We start from the raw sequence: 20,253 nt of genomic DNA on the forward strand, positions 1-20,253 counted from the left end.
TATCCGAGGTCAGTGTTCGGAGCGTCTCGCGGTTTAGTCGAAGTGCTTTTCGCGGTGTACCTTCGAGAGCCGTGCGCGTCGTGGCTCGATATTTAATGCTAGTATTCATTGGGCCTCAAAGTGTCCGAGCGTTGAGCCCGGCGGTTAATTCGGATCCTGATGCGATGAAGTTGCAAGGGGCTTACGCTACCCGGCAGATGGATCCACCACGGCTTGGGTCAGAGGCCAGGGGGAGACCTCCGCCTAGCGTTGGTTTTCTTGAAGCGTGAGAGTCTCCTGTCAATCTTTGGATCGTCTCGCGGTTTAACCGCAGCGGCTTTTGTGGTGTATTTTCTGTAGCACTGCGCGTGGTAGCTTGAGTTGCAGACTCTTTCGCAGCGACGCACTCGGTACTATAAAGGTGGGCGATTTGATTTGTGTTGTCGTGGCTCATGGTATGTCCTTTGTGTTCGTGAGGTCGCTAGTTCAATAGACGTAACGTCCGATCGGTCATGCCTCCATGAAACGTCTCGCTTGTTGGTTCGCTCGGCCCTTACCCGCTGTCTGAACCTGGGTCGCTTGGAACCTGAAATATCCTCGTCGGTGGTTCACTTGGGTCGTGAAAATCATTTGTCAATTTTGGATCGTATCGCGGTTTGGTCGAAGCGCCTTTCGCGAAGTATGGTCAGAGCCGTGTGCGTCGTGGCTGGTTGATGCTTAATGTTGGTATTCATTGGCCTCAAAGTGTCCGGGTATTGAGCTCGGAGGTTGATGTTCGGGTAGATGATGCAATTGAGTTGTAAGGGGCTTACGCTACCGGGCAGATGGATCCACCACTGCTTGGGTCTGAGGCCAGGGGGAGACCTCCGCCCGGCGTTGGCTCACCTGGAACGTGAGCGTCCCCTGTCAACCTTTGGATTGTCTCGCGGTTTAACCGAAGGGGCTTTTGTGGCGTGTTTTTGGCGGCATTGTGCGTAGTGGTTTGAGCTGCGATCCCTTGCGCCGCGACGCACTCGGGGTGGATGGTTACGGTTTGATTTGCGTTGTGGTGACTCATCGAATGTCCTCTTTGTTCTTGAGGTTGCTCGTTCAATAGCGGTTGGTACTCGTTGATACGATTGGGTCCTAAAAGATCCTCGTCGGAGGTATGGTTAGTCCCGCGACGGTTGTGTTTCCATTGCTCGGTTCGTGGAGTGGAGTATCTGTCGTCAATGCTCGAAGAACGGTGCGTTCTAGTTGCAGTGTCTTTCGCGGCTTCTCGGTAGACGCTCGCGTGTTTGCATCGTTGGATTTCATGTGTGCCTGCTTTGTCGATGTTTGCGTTTGAAGCCCTAAAAGCTGTTCGACCCTGGGTCGCTTGGACCCTGAACGGGCTTCGATGGGCGGCTCGGTTCGTGGAGGGTGGCTGTCGTCAATGTTCGGACAGTCTCGCGGTTTAGCCGAAGAGACTTTCGCGGCGTATCCCCGGCAGTACGGTGCGTGGTGGGCTGATGCTTAATGCTGGTGTTCATCGTGGCTCCCAGATTGGTAGATGTGGTTGGATGGAATTTGTGAATCTTGTGGGGTTCGTAAGTTCAATAGAGTCGCGCCATCGTGGGGACCGCTGGATTCTCAACCGCCGACGGAGGTGCATGGGACAAACCCAAGCCATTCGAGGTTGTTGGGGGGCTTGGTTCGCGCAAGGCGACCTCCGCCGACAATGTCTTGATGGTCGTGCGGTTCAATTGCAGTCGGGTTCGCGGCGGCTTGGCGGTGGTGTTTTCGACTTCGTTCTTCGTATCGTGATTCATGGTGTTCCTCTTTTTTGTGAATGGTTTGGGAAAAGTGCTCTGGTTACTCGCTGGCCAGCGTGGCATGGCCCAAATGTAGATCGGCCAAATCGATCATGTATTGAACCTCCTCCTCGGAGAGGGGGCCGCGGGCGATGCCGTCGAGCGATTCACGCAGCTGATACTCGTTCCGAAAGGAACAGAGCAGCCCGTCGAATGGACCCGTCGTCAATGCGAATCGGTAGTGGTCCCAGACTTCGGGGTACCAGTAATCGGCTCCGAGCCGGAGTTCGGCGAATCGGGCTTTCGAGACGTGGTCCATCACACTTTTGAAATTGTAGAGGAGCGTCCTTGGGCGGCGTGGTGCCAGGAACACGTCCTTTTCCGCGTTGCGGTGGACGGTATTGTACCTCGTGAAGGCAACGTCGATGAGCCCTTCCGCGAGCGCAGCGGCGCACGCAGCCCGGTCGTGAAATGTGGAGCCGATGGCACGGACTCCGGGCACGTCTCCCGTCGTGTGGTTCCGGTACGCGGGTAGCCGGCCGAGAAAATCCTCTTTGTAGGCACCACCGATGATCGTCGCATCGAGATGGCCGAGGCCGCGGACGCAATCGATCACCTCGTGAAATGGTAACACGGCAAACTCGCGCTGCGTGACATAGGAAACCGCCATCACGCACACCTGCTCCCGAACATGACGCCCCCGTTCGAAAAGCAGCTCCAAACCTCTTCGAAGCGCGTCGTACATCGGCCAGTGCATATCGGCTGTCAAAAAGAACGTATTGATGCCGGCATCGAACGCTGCAGGGACGACGTTGGCGTCGCCGACCATGCCCAGCACGAAGGGACTAATCGGGATGCAGTCCGCACCCAGCAGGTTCCGCGAGTTCGGCATTGGAAAGGAAAGCCGTTTCAAGACGTGAGTCATCAGAATGGCATCGTGCGGCCCAAAGCATTCGCGACGCAAATCTCGCGACGTGGCGAATAAGCCGCTTCAGCTGTTGCCGTGTCGATGTTTGCGTTCGCCCCGAGAGGGCGCGACAACGAATCGAGAAGACCATGCTCGATGACTTTACCCATCAAGGTTCCTGCGTCGTGCGCGCGCCACTTCTGCCCTTCGACGTGCTGCGTGATGGTCTCGCACCCGAGCGATTGCGCACGTTGCTGGCCGATCCCGTTATCCGGGAGGCGCTCTTCGTCGCTTCACCGAGCTTGGACATTGCCGTCGACGCCTGGCTCGCGGATCCGGCTGCGCCGCGCGCGCACGAGGTGGAACTCATCCTCGCGCGCTACATCACGCGCATGGCCGCACGGCCCACGCCGTTCGGCCTATTTTCCACGTGCGCCGTGGCGACCATCGGTGCACGCACATCGCTCATCGTGGCCGATCGCGCGGAATGCCGGCGAAGCTCCCGACTCGACATGCAATACCTCACGCTCCTGGCCGAAGCGCTGGAACGTGATCCCACCGTTGGCCGCGCGCTCTGCTATCGTCCCAATTCCTCGCTCAAAATCGGACCGCAGGAGTTGCGTTACGTCGAAGCCCATCATGACCCGCGGTCACGCAGGCGTGAGTTCCGCTTGGTTTCCGTCGAGCCGGACAATGCCTTGACCGCGGCCCTCGATGCGGCGACCCACGTACAGACAAAAGACGCGATCCGCGATGCAATTCTGCGGCACGATCCCAGTGTGCCGCTCGTGGAAGCGGTCGCGTTCGTCGACGAGCTCGCCCATGCGCAGGTCATCGAATCGAGCGTTCAGCCACCCGTGACCGGTGGCGACTCCCTTGGCAGCTACGCATCTGCGCTCGCTCTGCCGGAGGCAACGCGTGACATAAGCGCCCGCCTCGCGGACGTTCACGGAGCCTTGCGTGCCATGGATGAGCGTGGTCTCGGAGCGCCGCGTAGTGCGTACCGTGCCATCATGACGGCCCTCGAGCCGCTACCGGTCGCATTGGATCCCGCTCGTCTCTTTCAGGTCGACGCATTTAGGTCTTCCGGCGCCCCCTGCATCGGTGAAGGTATCGTTCAGGAGGTCAAAAAGGCGATTGCGCTTCTGCATCGCATGGAGCCCGCGCGTGATAATCCGGCCATGCGCCGGTTTCGCGAACGGTTCACGGAGCGGTATGGCGATCGGGAGGTGGCGCTTGCGGAAGCTCTCGACGAGGAGTGCGGGCTCGGATTCGATATGCCCAACACGAAGACGGGGGACGTGTCACCGCTTCTCGCCGACCTCAAATGGCCCGGCCCACCTGCGAGCGAAGATCCGTTCGGCCCGCGAGACGTCTACAAAATGCGGCGATTGCTTGCCTTGTGCGCTTCCGGGCGTTTCGAGTGGCAACTCGACGAGCAAGACGTGCGCGCACTCGAGGTCCCGGCTCCGGCCGCGCTCCCCGATGCCATGGCGGCCACCGTCACCCTCGTGGCGCATTCGAGCGAGGCCATCGATGGCGCTCGATACGAACTGCTCGTCCATCACGTGGGTGGGCCTTCGGGAGCATCCATGCTTGCTCGCTTTTGCCACGGCGATCCGGGCATTCTTGCGCTCGTCGAACGGCATTTGCGCGCCGAAGAACGGTGCCGTCCCGATGCCGTCTTTGCAGAAATCGTTCATCTGCCCGAAGGGCGCATGGGAAACATCCTTTGTCGGCCGATTCTTCGTTCGCACGAGATTGCGTACCTTGGATCGTCGGGGGCGCCTGCGGAGCGGCAGATTGCAATCGACGACCTTCGCGTTCAGGTGCATCAGGGCAAGGTTCGCCTCCGGTCGGTCAAACTTGGCCAAGAAGTGATTCCCCGGCTCTCGAGCGCGCACAATCATCAAGCCGCATCGCTGGCCATGTATCGATTTCTTTGCGCGCTCCAATACGAGGGCACCGCAAGCGGATTGCGATGGAGCTGGGGACCGCTCGCCAGCGCTCCATTCTTGCCTCGCGTGCGGCGGGGGCGAGCCATTCTCTCGCTGGCAACCTGGACGATCGAAACAAAGGAGCTCGAACGAGCGGCCCGCGAGGGGGCCCTGCGTCGAGATCTCGGCCTGCCGCGATGGACGTCCGTGGTCGATCACGACAGGGTTCTGCCCCTCGATTTGGAGCAACCCCACGCCGTCACGCAGCTGCTTGCCCTTGCGCGAGGGAGCGACACCATCCGTTTGCAGGAGCTTTATCCGGACCCCGAGCGCATGTGCGCAACGGGTACCGACGGTCGCTACACCCACGAGATCGTCATCCCATTGGCACGCACGCAACCGTCGTCACCAAAACACGTCCTCGTACCGTCACCCGATACGGAACGAACGTTCCCACCCGGATCGGCGTGGCTTTACGCCAAGATTTACACGGGGCCCGCGACATCGGATCGCGTGCTTCGAACGGCCATCGCCCCGCTCGTACGGGAGGGCCTCGAGGCAAAATGGATCGACGGGTGGTTCTTCATCCGCTACGCGGATCCGGAACCTCATGTGCGCGTGCGTTTCCGAGGGGAGCCGCAGCGCCTCCTGGGCGACGTGTGGCCACGGCTCCATGCCCGGCTCGCGCCGCTGCTCGCGTCGGGCACGGTCGTCCGCATCCAATTGGACACGTACGAACGTGAGACGGAACGCTATGGCGGCGCGCAGGGCATCCTCGTGGCCGAGCGCATCTTCGAGGCGGACAGCGTCGCGGCGCTTGCCCTTCTCGAGGCCCTGGGCGGCGATGCCGATGCGCGCTGGCGCGCCGCACTCTACGGAATGCATACCCTTCTCGAGGACACTCGCATCGACGACACCTCGCGTCGAGAGCTCTCCGCTCGCGGACGGGAAGCGTTTGCCACCGAGCATCGGCTGGACGCGGCCGCGCGCCGCTCGCTGGGGGCCCGGTATCGTACCGAGCGTGCGGCCGTCGAACGGCTGCTGGCCGGTGCATTCGACGGCGACGAGGCGTACGAGGCCTACGAGAAATGGGAACCCGTCCTCGCCATCTTCCGGGCGCGCTCCCTTGCGTTGGTTCCGCAGTTTGCCCGTCTTCGCGAGCTCTGCGACGCCGGCGCGCTGCAAACGCCGTTGGAAGACATCCTCCAAAGTTTCATCCATATGCACGTCAATCGCGTGATTCGCGACAATCCGCGCGCCCATGAGATGGTGCTTTATGACTTCCTTTTTCGCGCATACGACTCCGCGGCGGCGCGTTCTCGTCGGGCCGCAGCCCCCGTCGCCCCACGGTTTCACGCTTGACCACCATGGACACCAGAAAGTAGCCTGGCAGCCGCTGCGTCGTTCGGCCTTGCAACATTGCCGGACTCCACCGGCGACCGTTTGACCTTTTTCGAAGGCTACTAGCAGGTGGAGCAACCAGCCATGGTGGAGAAGCACTCGTGAGCGCAGGGCCTACTACGGATCCGCGCGTCGAATTGACCTGGCGTGGGGTCGTCATCGGTGTCGTCATCACCGTCGTCTTCACCGCCGCCAACGTGTTCTTCGGCTTGAAGGCCGGTCTGACGTTCGCCACGTCGATCCCCGCCGCGGTCATCTCGATGGCCATTTTGCGGTACTTCAAGTCGTCGACCATCCAGGAAAACAACGTCGTCCAGACGATTGCTTCGGCCGCCGGTACGCTGTCGTCGATCATCTTCGTGCTCCCCGGCATGATCATGGTCGGCTGGTGGACGGGCTTCCCCTTCTGGACGTCGTTCGCCATCTGCGCGTTGGGCGGCATCCTCGGCGTCATGTATTCCATCCCGCTGCGGCGGGCGCTGGTGACGAATTCCGACCTGCCCTATCCCGAAGGCATCGCCTGCGCCGAGGTGCTCAAGGTCGGCAGCGGTGAGGGGGATACGCAAAGTGAAGAGGGCAGGGCAGGCCTGCTCGCCGTCCTCTGGGGCTCGATCACCTCGGCCGCGTTTGCCGTGGTGACCGCCACCCAAGTGTTCGCCAGCGACGTGGTGAGCTTCTTCCGCGTGGGCCCGAAGGGCGTCACCGGCTTCGACGTCAATTTGTCCTTCGCGCTGTTCGCCATCGGGCACTTGTGCGGCATCTCGGTGGGCGTGGCCATGCTGACGGGCGCCGCCATCGGTTGGGGATGGGGCGTGCCGCACTATTCCTCGCTCTCGGATGCGGCGGGCTCGGTGGCGGAGATCGCGCAGTTCACCTGGAGCCGCAAGGTGCGCTTCGTCGGGGCGGGCACCATCGGCGTGTCGGCCATTTGGACCTTGGCCAAGTTGGTGAAGCCCGTCATCAGCGGCCTCGCCTCGGCCATGGCGGCATCGCGCGTGCGCAAGGCCGGCAAGGCGGACACGTTGCCGCGCACCGAGCAAGACATCCCCATTGGCATCGTGGGCCTCATCACCCTCGGCTGCTTCGTCCCGGTGGGGGCGCTCCTCGGTTATTTCGGCAACAGCGCCGGCTTGGGCGATCACTTGGCGACCTTGGCCATCGGCGGCGTGGCGTACGTCGTTCTGATGGGCTTCTTCGTCTCCACCGTGTGCGGCTACATGGCCGGCCTCATTGGTTCGTCGAACAGCCCCCTCTCCGGCGTCGGCATTCTCGTCGTGATTGGCGCGTCGTTGCTCCTGGTGCTCGGGGTGAAGCCGTACGTGTCACCCGAGGCGGGCAAGGCGATGGTGGCCTTTGCGCTGTTCACCACGTCGGTGATCTTCAACGTGGCCGCGATTGCGAACAACAACTTGCAGGACCTGAAGACGGGCGAGCTCGTCGAGGCGACGCCGTGGAAGCAGCAGGTGGCGCTGGTCATCGGCGTCGTGGCCGGTGCGGCCGTCATTCCACCGGTGCTCGATCTGTTGAACCACGCGTACGGCTTCACCGGCGCCCCCGGCGTCGACCCGGCGCGGGCGCTGCCGGCACCGCAGGCAGGCCTCATCTCGGCCCTCGCGCGCGGGGTCATCCAGGGCGACATCGATTGGAGCCTGATCCGCGTGGGCATCGGCATTGGCGTGGTGGTGATCGCGCTCGATGCCCTGCTCGGCAAGGCGAACAAAAACGGCATTCGCATGCCGCCGCTGGCGGTGGGGCTGGGCATCTACTTGCCGACGGCGAGCACCTTGATGGTCGTCATCGGCACCTTCGTCGGCTACTACTTCGACAAGCGTGCCGACCGCGGACCGAACGCGGAGCCCACGAAGCAGCTGGGCGTACTGCTCGCCTCGGGCCTCATCGTGGGCGAGAGCATCGTCGGCGTGATCATCGCCGCCCTCGTGGCCTTCTCGGGCAAACCGGCGCCTCTCTCCCTCGTGGGCCCCGGTTTCGCCGACGCCGCCATCGCCATCGGCGGCCTCGCCTTTGCCGCCGTCGTCTTCGTGCTGTACCGCTGGATCGCCGGCTTGGCCAAAGCCTCCCCGCAGCACCGGTGACGTTCCTGTAGAGTTCGGAATCCTGCAGCTCTTCCTCCTCCCGGCGCTCGGGGTACAATGAAAGCCTGGGGGAGGAGCTTTCGATGGGGGACGACAGGAGCAACGTCGACGCGGAGGCCGCGTGTGAGCAGCCGACGGTAACGCTCGACGAAACGGCGGCCATTCGGAAGCCGGTGGCTGTGACCCCATCGAGCTCGAGCGCGCCCGTGGTGTCGGGAACCGTCGTGGGCCGCTACGTGATCGTCCGTGCGCTGGGGCGAGGCGGCATGGGCGCCGTCATGCTGGCCTACGACCTCGAGCTTGCGCGCGATGTCGCGTTGAAGATCCTGCATACCAAGGTCGCGTCGGAGCAGGCGCGTCTGCGCATGATGCGCGAGGCGCGCGCGATGGCTCGGCTGTCGCACCCCAACATCGTGGCCATCTACGACGTGGGGACGCACGACGGAAACATCTACCTGGCGATGGAGTACATCGAGGGCGACACGTTGCAAACGTGGCTGAAGACGCCCCGCTCGCGCCGCGAGGTCCTGTCGGTGATGAGGCAGGCAGGTCGCGGTTTGCGCGCGGCGCATGCCGCCGGCATCGTGCACCGCGATTTCAAACCGGCCAACGTTTTGATCGCAAAAGATGGCAGGGTATGCGTGCTGGATTTCGGCATCGCGCGCACGGACGGTCCTCATCGGTCGTCCGAGTCGATGCCTGCGGCCTCGGGGCCGAATTGGGCGACGACCGGAGAGAGTGAGACGACCCCCTCGTCGGCGGGGATGGCGGTGGGCGCATCGTCCGTGTCGGAGCCCGTCCTCGAAGATAAGTTGACGCAGGATGGGCACATCGTGGGCACCGTCGGCTATTTCGCGCCCGAGGCCATCACCATGGCCGGGAGCAACGTGGATGCGCGCAGTGACGTGTTCGGCTTTTGCGTGACCTTGTGGCGTGCGCTCTACGGTGTCAGCCCATTTCGGAGCGAATCGCTCGATGACTACTTGTTGGCCGTCCACACCGCGTCGCTCAAGCGCCCGCCTGGCAAGCGCATCCCGACGTGGTTGCACGAGGTGGTTCGAAAAGGGCTCCACCCCGATCCATCGCAGCGATTCAGCAGCATGGACGAGCTTTTGCGCGCGCTCGATGCCAACCCGTGGCGGGTGCGCGTGGCCGGAGCCATCGTGGTGCTCGCCGCGATCGCGGTCGCCGTCGGGACGCTGCACCATCGACGCTCGCTGCGAATCGCCTGCGAAGAAGAGGGGGCGGCCCTCGCGACGCATTGGGGCGATGCGCAGCGCGAAATGGTCCGCGATGCGGTGGCGGCGCCCGGCGGTGCCGCCGCGCAGGATCGAAGTGACCGTGTGCTGCGGGCGCTCGATCGGCACGCGCAGGATTGGCAGCGCGAGCAACAGTCGTCGTGCGAGGCGACGCGCCTTACCAAGGCGCAGACGCCGGCCGTCCACGAAAGGCGCAGCGCATGCCTCGCGAGCGCGCGCGGGCAGTTCGACGTGATCGTGGAAGTGCTCGGTCAGCCCGATCCCGCGTTCCACGAGCGCGCCATGGATCTGCTGGGCGCCCTCACGCCGCCGCACTTGTGCCGTGGCCGCGAGGTGGATCACGCGTTCGTCCCACTTCCGAGCGACCCCGCCGCGCGCGCCAAGAGCGAGGAGGCTCGCCGGCTGACGCTGCGCGCCCGTGTGTTTGCCGAGGCGGGGCGCTGGGACGACGCTCTCTCCGCCGTTCGGCGCGCGAAGGAGCTGTCGCACGAGGCCGGGGTGGTCGCGGACGAGGCGGACGCGCTCCTCACCGAGGCGAAGGTGCACAATCTCATGTTCCACCCGGTGCAGGCGTTTTCGGCTGCGCGGGAGGCGTACATGAGCGCGGAACGAAGTGGGGCGGACCGCATTGCGGGCCGGGCGGCCACCGAGCTGGCTTTCGTTTGCGGTGCCGCCTACACCCGGTTCGACGAGGCTCGCGGTTGGCTCGACGTGGCGCGCGCCAAGCATGCTCGTATTGCCGGCGACGAGGGCCTCGAACTGCGCATTCTCAACGTCGGGAGCGTACTCTCCGCGCGATCGAACGACCCGGTGCGCGCCCTCGAAGACAATGCGCTCTACCTCGAGCGCCTCGCGACCCGGTTTGGAAACCAGTCACCGCCCGTCTGCATGGCGCGCCACAATCGGGCTCTCGAGTTTCTCGTGGCACGCGATCCGAACGCCAGCATCGCGACCGCGCTCGAAGCCATCGCCTGCTATGCGGTTGCAACGGGGCCGCACGATCCATGGCTTGGAAATACCTACGCAGCGTTGAGCGAAGGCCTCACCCGCGTGGGAAAGCTCGACGAGGCGAGGGCTGCGACCCAGCGCGGTCTCGAGCTGCGTGCGTCCCAAGGCGACAACGATTCCGTCCGCGGAGAGCTTTACGAGCATCTCTCCATCGTCGACGAGCTCGAGGGGCGTTTCGCGGACGCGGAGACGTCCGCGCGTCACGCCCTGGCCATCGCGGAGGATCAAGGCGGTTTCGTCGCCGAGAACATCCCGACCATGCTCTTCGTGATCGGTGCGGCCCGTCTTGCCCGAGGCGATGCGCGCGACGCTCGTGTGCACTGCGCGCGGGGCGTCCATCTCTTGGAAGAGGCCCACCGCCTCCGCCCGGACCTCACCTACGAGGGCGACGTGCTTCGATGCCTCGGCGAGGCGGAGTTCGCGCTCGGCAACGTCGTGGTGGCACGCAAACACCTGGAGCAAAGCATCACGCTGCCTTTGCGATGGCACGACGATGACCTTGCCCGCGCCCGGTTTGCCTTGGCCCGCACCCTCGCCGTGCCACCAAACCCCGACCGTCCGCGCGCCACGCAACTCGCCACGCAAGCCCGCGACGACCTGCGCACGGCCCTCGCGACCCGCCCCTGGCTCCAACCCGTTCTCGATCGCGTCGAACGCTGGCTAACCGGGGCCCCCATTCAGCGCTAGAGATTTATTTACAGGGAGATCGGGAGATCGGGAGGGGTGAGTTTTTTGAGTTGGTCGTTTGAACCAACCAAAAAAACTCCCGATCTCCCGATCTCCCTGTTCAAATTCTCCGGAGTCAGGGGGCTGCGCGGGTCATTTTGGGGTCAGTTTGAAGTCCTGCGACGTCACGCCCGTGCAGGGCATTTGGACGAGTTGGACGCCGTCGGCGGTGGAGCCGTTGGGGACCGTGAGGCACTTGTTGCTGTGTTTGTTCACGATGCGATAGTAGCCGTTGAACTGATTGACCAGCCGCCATTGCTGGTTGTTCCCATTGCTGTACGACCAAAGCTGCACCGGTGCATTGTCGGCTTGGGAGACGCCTGCGACGTCGAGGGCCTGGGCGGGATTGAGTCGGCTGTTGATGCGCCCGAAGCTCTTGCCGGTGTTTTGAACCTGGAATTGTTGCCCCTGGCCGCTGCCGCACGACACCTGTTGGATGGCCGTTCCGTTGCCCGAGCCGCCGTTGCGCGCGTCCACGCATTTGTTGCTCGCCCGGTTGGTCAGGGAGTACCAGGTCGAAGGCGAGGGGCCCGTTTGCGGCACCGCGCCCGCCCGGGCTTGGCCGGCGAGCCACAAAAGACCGTCCACGATGAAGTGATTCTGATCTTCGCTGCCGAACGTCGAGGAGAGCCCCACCTTGGGCCCATAGTTCATGGCGTTGTGGCCGAAGTTTGCGTACAGCATCTTGTAATTCTTGTTCGTCCACATGATGGGATAATACCCACTCGTCCAGATGTTGCCTTCCTGGTTGCCGAGCGGAAAGCTGGACGGGTCGACCGAAGCAAGAATGGTGATGTTCGAATTCTGCCGTAAATCAAATTGCCAGCTATACCACTCGCAAACTCCCGCCGTGTACAACGCCGGAAGGCGCAAAGTGGAAGGGTGATTCCGGTTATCGACTTTCATCTCGGCCGACGTCGGGAACCACGTATTGCCGCGGAATTTTCCCGTGCCCAAAAACGTCTGGTGGAACCAAGGCCAGATCCCGTCGGTGTCGTCGTTGTAGGCGGTGACGTGGAATCCGAAGAACGCCCCGCCGTTCTCCATGTACCGCTGAAATCCAGCCTTTTGCGCGGAACCCCCCGGCTGGCCGTCGAGGAACATGACCACTTGGTACTGCGAGGCCGTGAGGTTGTTCAATAGATCCCAATTGGTCGATTGGGTGTAGCTAAAATTGTTTAGCGCGGCGACCTGTTGGAACCACACCGAGGCTTCCTTGTCGAAATCGATGTGCGCATCGTCGTGATTTCCGTTGTAAAGGGCCAAAACCTTGAATGCGGGTGCATCCAATTGGGCGGGCGCGCTGGAATCCTCACTATCGGCAGATGCCGGGCCTGCGGCCAAGCATAGACACGGGGCCAAAACGACAAATGCTCGCCCGAAGATGCGGAGATGTTTCTTCAACACGGCTCGCCCTCCTCCAAATTGGATTTTTCGACGTCGTACGACGGTATGTGCACCGATTTCGGAAACCGGTGTCACGGCGATTGTGCATGCATTGAATTCATTGGATCAAGCGCGCATTCAATCGTGAAGGTCGAAATGCAATCATGACGCAGTGTGTCTTGAACGCCTCTGCCCCCGCCGGAGGCGAACCGCATCGTTGTGCGCCAGGCATCACGGGCTGCTTGACAACTAAATCTTTAGTACTAACTTCTTAGTCATGTCCAAGGAAGCGGCCGAGAAGCGACCCATGCTCACGCGTGCGGAGTCGGAGGTGATGCAGGTGCTCTGGGAGCGCCAGGGCGGCACCGTGCATGAGGTCGTGGAGCAGCTGCAGCGTCCCGTTGCGTACACCACCGCCCTCACGCTTCTGCGCATTTTGGAGCAAAAAGGCTACGTGCGGCACGAGCCGCATCCCGACGGCGGGCGCGCCCACGTGTACCGGCCGACCATCGCCGCCTCCAAGGTCCAGCGCCGCCACGTGCGCGACCTCGTCGACCGCCTCTTCGGCGGGCGCGCCGAAAAGCTCATGGTCGGCCTCCTGGAGGACGAGCCGTGGACGCGCGACGAGCTCGAATCGTTGAAGAGCGAGATCGAATCGCGGCTCAAGGCCGAGGAGCCACACAGCAAAGCGGCGCCCGAATCACGGCGGGCGAAGGGGGGCAAATACCATGAATAGTCACGTCGTCGCCGATCGCCTGGGCAGCCTCACCGTGGCCACGTGGGGCCTCGGCGTTTTGTTCGCGTGGGTGGCCCTCGCCATGTGCGGGGTCATTCTGCGCGTGCCCCTTCGCAAGGGCCGCCCGCAGGAGACGCCGGCATCGCCCTCGTTTCGATACCGCACCGCGGTCGTCGGGCTTTTGGGCTCGGCGGTCATGGCGGTCCTGCCGTCCATTCGCGAGGTGAGCGGCGGCGTTCTGCAGACGCACTGGCAAACCGCCGCGTGGTCCAACGCCGCGCCGCTGCGCCATGCCGCGGATTGGGCGCGCCCCCTGGTGGCAGCCGACGGCGCATGGGGCACGAGTCCCATGGGACGCGGGCTCGCGGCGGTGGCCATGCTTTGGGCCCTCTTCGTGGCCATCGCGCTCGTCCGAGCCCTCTTCCTGCACGCGAAGCTGGTGGGGACGTGCCGTCGCGCCTTCGAGGCGCCGTCGTTCGTGCATGCGCGCGCGGCGATCATGGCGCGGCGGCTTGCCATGCCCGTGCCCGCGCTCTTCGTGTCCGACGAAACCGACGTGCCTTTCGCCACCGGCGTTCTCGCGCCGCGCGTCGTCCTGCCGCGTGCGGAGCTGGACACGTTTTCCACCGAGCAACTCGACTTCGTGCTGCACCACGAGATGGTGCACATCCTGCGCGGCGATCTTCGCGTGGCCTTCTTGGTCGGCATCGCGCGCATCCTGTTCACCGGCCACCCGATGAAGAATGCCTTCCTCTCGGAGATTGCCTGGGCGCGCGAAGCCAGCGTCGATGCCCGCGTGGCCGCCGATTCTCCTTTGCAATATGCAGCTTTTCTTCTGGAACTCGCACAACGCACCTTGATGCAATCGAACATGAAAGGAACCGTACCCATGGCCGACTCGAATCTGTCCCGACGCATTGCTCTTCTCCTGTCGCGCGGCTCGCACGCGCCCACCCGCGGTCAGCGGCGCGCTCTGGTGCTCCTCGCCCTCGCCGGTTCGGCCTTCGCCGCGTGCCTCTGGCTCGCCCCCACCTCGTGGGCGTCGCAGCCGCAGGTGCAATCGCAACCGCAAGTACAATCCCACCCGGTCCAATACGAAACGGTGTCCGAAGGAAAAGACGGCGGCTGCCAGCACTGAGTGCCATGCGCAAACGCTATTTCCTCTTGGTACTCGCACTCCCGGCATGCGGTACCGCGCAGACTCCGGCCCGGCCGCCCGAGGTGGCACAGGCCCAAGTCACGGCATTGCCCACGGGCGACATTCACGACTTCGACTGGGCACCCGGAAGCTGGACCTTGGCCAATCGTCGCCTCAAGGCGCGCAACGTGGGAAGCCACGAGTGGGAAGAATTCCTCTCGTACAACCGCACGACGCAATACCTCGGCGGCATGGTCAACGTCGATCAAATGGATATGCCGAGCAAAGGCTTTTCGGGCCTCACGTTACGCGTCTTCAATCCCGAAAAGCGTCAATGGTCGATCTACTGGATCAATAGCAAAGTAGGCCGAATGGATCCGCCGCAGGTGGGTGGCTTCACCGGCAACCGTGGTGAATTCTACGGCGAAGACGTGGACAACGGACTCCCTGTGAAGGTGCGCTACATCTGGACCAAAACTGGGCCGGACACCGCGCATTGGGAGCAGGCCTTCTCGTACGATGGCGGCCGCACGTGGGAAACGAATTGGATGAACGACCTTACGCGCACCGGGCGCTGAGTCGATATCCGTAGTTCGTACAATCGAAGAGCGACAGTCGTATCCGAAGACGACACGAGAATGGCGCCAAGTGCCTCATCGAAGGCGCGTACGCTCGTGCGGGAGGTCGTGCTCGGGTGAAAACTCGGATCCCAAAGCCCCGAGCCAGGGCAACGCGCTTCGCAACGTTGACGTGACCGTCGTGTACCCCTTGCCGGCGGCGGGGCAAGAGGACGATCTGGTCAAACCCACTGCCGCGGGCACGAACGGCGTCCTGCTCCCGCGGGACGTCTTCGAAGGCGGCCGCATGCCCGAGCTGGTCCCTGCGCGTGCTTGCGGTGCGCTTCGATCCGTGTCCGCGGAGCTCCTCGGTGAGCCGACCGAGGAACGCGAGAATTTTCGCCCCGTCGTGCGCGCATTGAATCCGCGCATCCATTCCTCGGAGACCATGGATAGTGCCGGGTGCCACATTGCACCGGATGTCGCCGTGTTTCTCGGCGAGCGAATGCCCCTGACTTCCTTCGAAGAACGCTTTCAATCGCGGTACTCGCTGGAGGCTGCCCACAAGAGCCAGGACGAGGCCGTGGCATTCGAGCACATGCATATGCTCTCGTACTCCGGCGCGTCGCTCAGCATCGGGTTGCCAACGAGACCGCTGCCGTGCTCGAGCTATTGAATGGCCCATAAGGCGATGATCCGGCTTGACGGCCCCCTGGCGGGGCGCGTCACACTGGTCGGATGGCGACAGTGGTGTGCAGCGGCGATTTTGCGCGGATGACCTTTCTCAGTGTGAAGGCCCTTCGCCAGTACGAGGAGGCCGGCCTGCTCGAGCCCGTGGCCATCGATCGCGCGCTCGGCTATCGAAAATACGCCATGGCCCAGGTTCCCATGGCCCAGGTGATTCGCCGGCTGTGCGCCACGGGCATGCCCCTCGACGACGTCAAGGCCATGTTGAAGGCGGGAGATCTCCCCGCCTCGCTGCGCCAGTTGCTCGAGGGGCCCTCCGCGAACGCCCAAATCGAACTACGAGGCCTCGCCAGCAAGCGCGTATTGGCCATTCGTGAACGCGTCTCCGCCGACCAGGTCGACCTCTGGCGGCGTGCCGCATTCGAGGAGCTACGGGCCGCATTTCACCATGGCCGTGCGCACCGGGCCGGGGCCGACGCCTCCCTTCGTGCGAGCGATCTGTTCGAGCACGACGTCGGCGAAGTCACCGCCTTCGTCCCCATCGAAGGCGCCGCCGACCCCGAAGGGCGCATGGTCGAAATCGTATTGCCCGCATCCGAGGTCGCGGTCATCACCCACGAGGGGCCACTCGACACCGTCGACCAATCCTTCGCGGCCTTGGGCACCTACGTGAACGACCACACCATGGGCATGGCCGGCCCAATCCTCGAGAATTATCTGGTCGGCCCGCACGATGCATCCGACGAACGCGCACACCGCACCGAAATCGGCTGGCCCATCTTCCGCTCCTAAAGAATCAGCGGGCACGCTGCTCGACGAGTGTCCCGCGTTGAAAAGAGAAGAGGAAACCGCCAGGACGCCAGGGTCGCCAGGGGTGCCGAGGGAAACGGCAATAAAACAAAAATGAGGGTTTATGGTTGGTTCCCCCTGGCGACCCTGGCGTCCTGGCGGTTCCTTCTTCTTCTGGAGGATTGCGCTCATTGTTTTTTAGGATGCATGTGCGGAACGATTCGTTCCATCGCGGATCGGATGGTTCTGCGCGGGCTCGTTGCTACAGCGGTGATTTGCGGCGAATCAGGATGGCCCGCGATGTGCCTGGGCCCCGACCATGAAGACCTTCCTCATCTTCGGAGCGGTTCTCGCTGTGTTTTCGATCGTGCCCCCGTTGGCGCATGCCGACCCGCTCACCACCGGTGAGACGGATCTGCTCAACAATTGCAAACCGACGGTGGAGAAACCGTACCCCGTCGTGCTCGTGCACGGCCAAGCTGGGGATTACCACGGGATGGGCGGTGTGTGGGGACGGCTCATACGCGAGGGCTACTGCGTGTACGCGACCAACTATGGTTTGGTCGAGGGCGGCGCGAATGGCCAAGATCACCTCTGGATCAGCGCGGAGCAGATCTCCGGCTTCATCGATGGAGTCCTGCAGAAGACGGGCGCGGAGAAGGTCGACGTGGTCGGTCACTCGGCGGGCACCGGTGTCCTCGACCATTACGTCTTGAAGAAGGGCGGCGCGTCGAAGGTGCACGCGTTCGTCTCGTTCGGCGGGCTCCATCATCCGTATGCCCATCTCGGCGTGCCGCGATTTGTCGACTTCGACGTGTACTTGCCAGAGCTCTTGGCGTTCGGCCAACGGTTTTTCCCGACCCTCACCGTGAGGCAAGTCGCCGACACCCTGGTGTCCACGTTTGGCCTCGACCCCGGCTTGGCCGCCACGGTGAGGTCACCCTTTGCCGAAGATCTCTTCGACGCCAATTACTGGAACGACCTGCACGGCGGTCCGTCGGAGCCACCGGGGACGTTTCTGCGATTGTTCACCAATGGTCGAACCCTCCCGACGCACGATTCGGATTCGAGCATCGTTTACACGAACATCGTCGGGGCCACCGATGTCGTCGTCGGCGGAAGCACCGGGTGGCAAGACCAGTCCGCGAACATCGAGAACTTCTTGCTGACCTCCGCGGTGACGCTCAACACGCACAATGACATGCTCGGCGACGAGTCGGCCCTGCTGAAAATGCTCGAGGGCCTACGGAAAAATACCGGCAACGGCTTCGCCGGACCACGCAGCCTGCGCAGCGCGAACCTCGCGACGATGAACGTGAGCGCGTCGGAGACCGGGACGCAAAAGGAGTTCGAATCCGCATTCCTCGAGGCCATCGAACGAGAGCACGGACCGGAGTTGCATGCGAGCAGCGACGAGCAAAGCGGTTGCAGCCTGGCACCCCGTCGCGCGGACGAGTCGTGGGTCGCCCTGCTCGTCCTCGGTGCGCTCGTCATTATGGTTCGCCAACGCCGAAGCGTAGGGGTATCGTAGCTACGCTTCGTCGACTTCGCGCCCCAGGCTCGCGAGGATCTCGCCCCAGCCTTCCTCCCGCATGCGTGGGCTATCGGCGCCATCGAAAAAGGCTCCCTGTTCGGTGTAGGTGAGCTTCGTGCCGGTGCCGGCGGATACGATTTCCACGGTGGCGAGGGACGCGGAAATGCGTTTGTCGCCCACCGTCATCGTGTACGCGAAGACAATGCGCTGATTGGGCACGATATCTTGGTACACCGTGTCGTTGCCCATGGGTGTACCGGCCGGAGGCGCGCCTTCTTCGCCGCTGCCGACGAAGGTGAAGCGCGCATTTTCGACGCCACCGACGCGAAAGTCGAGCGTGTACTCATTGACCTGCCACCCTTCGCCCTCGGCGAACCAGCGCCGCTTGGTCTCCGGATTCACAAATGCGGCGAACACGCGCGCGGGGGCTGCTTTGTACTGACGCTCGATGGTGAAGGTGCTGTGTACGACGGACATGGTGTCATTCCTTTTCGGTCGAGGGCTCGAGATCTTCCTCGTCGAGGATGTCGCCGAGGCGGTCGAAGCGGCGCTCCCAGAGCGTTCGGCGATCCGCAATCCATTGTTCGGCGAGCCGGAGCCCGTTCGGTTCGAGCCGGCACGTGCGCACGCGGCCCACTTTTTCGGTTCGGATGATGCCGCTTTCCTCGAGCACCTGCAGGTGCTGGACGACGGCGGCCAAGGTGATGTCCAGGCGCTTCACCAGATCGCTCGCCGAGGCGGGTGAACGGCTCAACCTCTCCAGCAACGCGCGGCGGGTAGGATCCGCCAGGGCGTGAAAGATGCGGTCGACGGCCTGTTGCTTAAGCATTGGCTTGAGTATGGGCGCGCCCCGAAGATTGTCAAGCGACGGCTTAAGTGTTCACGGCGCGGCGATGGCCACGTATTTCGTTTCCAGGAATTCGTCGATGCCGACGCGCCCGCCTTCGCGTCCGAGCCCCGAGTGCTTCACCCCGCCGAAGGGGCTCGCGGGGCTCGAGACGATTCCTTGATTGAGCCCCACCATGCCAACGTCGAGCCGCTCGCACACACGCATCGCGCGGGCGAGATCGCGCGTGTACACGTAGGCAACGAGTCCGTACTCGGTGTCGTTCGCCGAGGCGATGACCTCGTCCTCGGTTTCGAACGTGCTCACGGGTGCGACGGGGCCGAAGATCTCTTCGTGCCGCATGCGCGCGTGGGGGCTGACGTCGAGCAACACCGTGGGCCGGTAGAAATAGCCTGGACCTTCGACGGGGCCGCCGCCGACCAGGAGCCGCGCGCCCCGCTCCCGGGCATCGGCCACGAGCGAAGCGACCTTTTCCCGGGCCCGCGCGTCGATGAGCGGACCGACCTCCACACCCGGTTCGATCCCGCGACCCAACTTCAAAGCGCCCATGCGCGCCGCGAACCTCTCCACGAACGCCGAAGCGATGCGCGCATGCACGTACACGCGATTGGCGGCGGTGCAGGCTTCTCCGATGTTGCGCATCTTCGCCAGCATGGCCCCCTCCACCGCGGCGTCGAGATCCGCGTCGTCGAACACGATGAAGGGCGCGTTGCCTCCGAGCTCCATCGAGGTGCGCAAGACCTCGTCGGCACACTGGGCCAAGAGCCTTCGCCCCACCGCGGTGGAGCCGGTGAAGGAGAGCTTGCGCACGCGACCACCGTGCAACATCGGCTCCACCATTTCACCGGCGCGCGTCGTGGGCACGACGTTCAGAACCCCGTCGGGCAGACCCGCCTCCTGCAGAATGCCCGCCAGGGCGAGCATCGACAGCGGGGTTTGCGGAGCAGGTTTGACCACCATCGTGCAACCCGCCGCCACGGCGGGGCCAATCTTGCGCGCGCCCATGGCCATGGGGAAATTCCACGGCGTGATGAGCAACGCCGGCCCCACCGGTTGCCGCATCACCAGAACGCGCGCGCGGCCGTTGGGCGCCACCGCGTAGCCGCCATCGATGCGCACGGCCTCCTCGGAGAACCAGCGGAAAAACTCCGCGGCATACGCGATCTCCCCGCGCGATTCGGCCAGCGGCTTGCCCATTTCCAGGGTCATGAGCCACGCCAGATCTTCCTGGCGGGCCATGAGAAGCTCGAAGGCGCGCCGCAAGATCTCCCCGCGCTCGCGCGGCGCGACGGTGGCCCAGTGCGCTTGGGCCCGCACGGCGGCATCCACCGCGCTCGCGCCCTCCTCGGGTGAAGCGTCGGCAACCTCGCACAGTGTGTTTCCCGTCGAAGGGTCCTCCACGGCGAAAGACCGCTGCGCCCGCCGCCACGCTCCGCCGATGAAGAGTTGTTTGGACACCGCTGCGATGATCGCTCGTTCGCGCTCGGACATCGTATC

Annotated in this window: 14 protein-coding genes; 9 read left to right on the forward strand and 5 right to left on the reverse strand. The window is 63.6% G+C overall.

The window, feature by feature from the left end:
• Positions 1-1,812: 1,812 nt before the first annotated feature.
• Positions 1,813-2,643: a hypothetical protein gene (locus tag LVJ94_02340; GenBank protein ID WXB06102.1), complete on the reverse strand. Its 831-nt coding sequence runs from the start codon at positions 2,641-2,643 to the stop codon at positions 1,813-1,815.
• A gap of 164 nt (positions 2,644-2,807) precedes the next feature.
• Here LVJ94_02340 and LVJ94_02345 point away from each other — a divergent pair, with 164 nt between their 5' ends.
• The 3 genes from LVJ94_02345 to LVJ94_02355 all read left to right on the forward strand — a co-directional run bounded on the left by LVJ94_02345 (position 2,808) and on the right by LVJ94_02355 (position 11,043).
• Positions 2,808-5,957, forward strand: a complete 3,150-nt coding sequence (locus tag LVJ94_02345) for a lantibiotic dehydratase (protein WXB06103.1) — start codon at positions 2,808-2,810, stop codon at positions 5,955-5,957.
• Between the two features lie 140 nt (positions 5,958-6,097).
• Positions 6,098-8,089, forward strand: coding sequence for an oligopeptide transporter, OPT family (locus LVJ94_02350; GenBank protein WXB06104.1), 1,992 nt, complete (start codon positions 6,098-6,100; stop codon positions 8,087-8,089).
• Positions 8,090-8,172: 83 nt separating this feature from the next.
• Entirely contained in the window at positions 8,173-11,043 is a 2,871-nt protein-coding gene (locus LVJ94_02355) for a serine/threonine-protein kinase (protein WXB06105.1), read from the forward strand.
• 132 nt (positions 11,044-11,175) lie between these two features.
• Here LVJ94_02355 and LVJ94_02360 read toward each other — a convergent pair whose 3' ends face one another.
• Positions 11,176-12,489, reverse strand: a complete 1,314-nt coding sequence (locus LVJ94_02360; protein WXB06106.1) for an RICIN domain-containing protein — start codon at positions 12,487-12,489, stop codon at positions 11,176-11,178.
• Positions 12,490-12,745: 256 nt separating this feature from the next.
• On the opposite strand from LVJ94_02360, the gene LVJ94_02365 reads away from it, so the two are divergent.
• The 6 genes from LVJ94_02365 to LVJ94_02390 all read left to right on the forward strand — a co-directional run bounded on the left by LVJ94_02365 (position 12,746) and on the right by LVJ94_02390 (position 17,906).
• The gene (locus LVJ94_02365) at positions 12,746-13,204 is read left to right on the forward strand and encodes a BlaI/MecI/CopY family transcriptional regulator (protein ID WXB06107.1); all 459 of its coding nucleotides are present in this window, start codon (positions 12,746-12,748) and stop codon (positions 13,202-13,204) included.
• Entirely contained in the window at positions 13,197-14,342 is a 1,146-nt protein-coding gene (locus LVJ94_02370) for a M56 family metallopeptidase (GenBank protein ID WXB06108.1), read from the forward strand. Before LVJ94_02365 ends, LVJ94_02370 begins: the two co-directional genes overlap by 8 nt.
• A 5-nt stretch (positions 14,343-14,347) precedes the next feature.
• On the forward strand, positions 14,348-14,920 hold the full coding sequence (locus tag LVJ94_02375; protein WXB06109.1) for a hypothetical protein: 573 nt from the start codon (positions 14,348-14,350) through the stop codon (positions 14,918-14,920).
• Positions 14,921-15,092: 172 nt separating this feature from the next.
• The gene (locus LVJ94_02380; GenBank protein ID WXB06110.1) at positions 15,093-15,575 is read left to right on the forward strand and encodes a hypothetical protein; all 483 of its coding nucleotides are present in this window, start codon (positions 15,093-15,095) and stop codon (positions 15,573-15,575) included.
• A 62-nt stretch (positions 15,576-15,637) separates the two neighbouring features.
• Positions 15,638-16,378 (forward strand): MerR family transcriptional regulator, encoded by a 741-nt coding sequence (locus tag LVJ94_02385; GenBank protein ID WXB06111.1) that lies wholly within the window; start codon positions 15,638-15,640, stop codon positions 16,376-16,378.
• A gap of 316 nt (positions 16,379-16,694) precedes the next feature.
• The gene (locus tag LVJ94_02390) at positions 16,695-17,906 is read left to right on the forward strand and encodes a hypothetical protein (GenBank protein WXB06112.1); all 1,212 of its coding nucleotides are present in this window, start codon (positions 16,695-16,697) and stop codon (positions 17,904-17,906) included.
• Here LVJ94_02390 and LVJ94_02395 read toward each other — a convergent pair whose 3' ends face one another.
• Genes LVJ94_02395 through LVJ94_02405 form a run of 3 tightly spaced genes read right to left on the reverse strand, consistent with a single transcriptional unit; the run spans position 17,907 to position 20,247 of the window.
• Positions 17,907-18,386, reverse strand: a complete 480-nt coding sequence (locus LVJ94_02395; GenBank protein WXB06113.1) for an SRPBCC family protein — start codon at positions 18,384-18,386, stop codon at positions 17,907-17,909. It lies immediately after the preceding gene.
• 4 nt (positions 18,387-18,390) lie between these two features.
• Positions 18,391-18,738, reverse strand: a complete 348-nt coding sequence (locus LVJ94_02400; GenBank protein ID WXB06114.1) for a metalloregulator ArsR/SmtB family transcription factor — start codon at positions 18,736-18,738, stop codon at positions 18,391-18,393.
• A gap of 51 nt (positions 18,739-18,789) precedes the next feature.
• Positions 18,790-20,247, reverse strand: a complete 1,458-nt coding sequence (locus LVJ94_02405) for an NAD-dependent succinate-semialdehyde dehydrogenase (GenBank protein ID WXB06115.1) — start codon at positions 20,245-20,247, stop codon at positions 18,790-18,792.
• Positions 20,248-20,253: the final 6 nt, after the last annotated feature.

This window comes from Sorangiineae bacterium MSr11367 (assembly GCA_037157805.1).
Lineage (GTDB): Bacteria > Myxococcota_A > Polyangia > Polyangiales > Polyangiaceae > Pendulispora > Pendulispora rubella.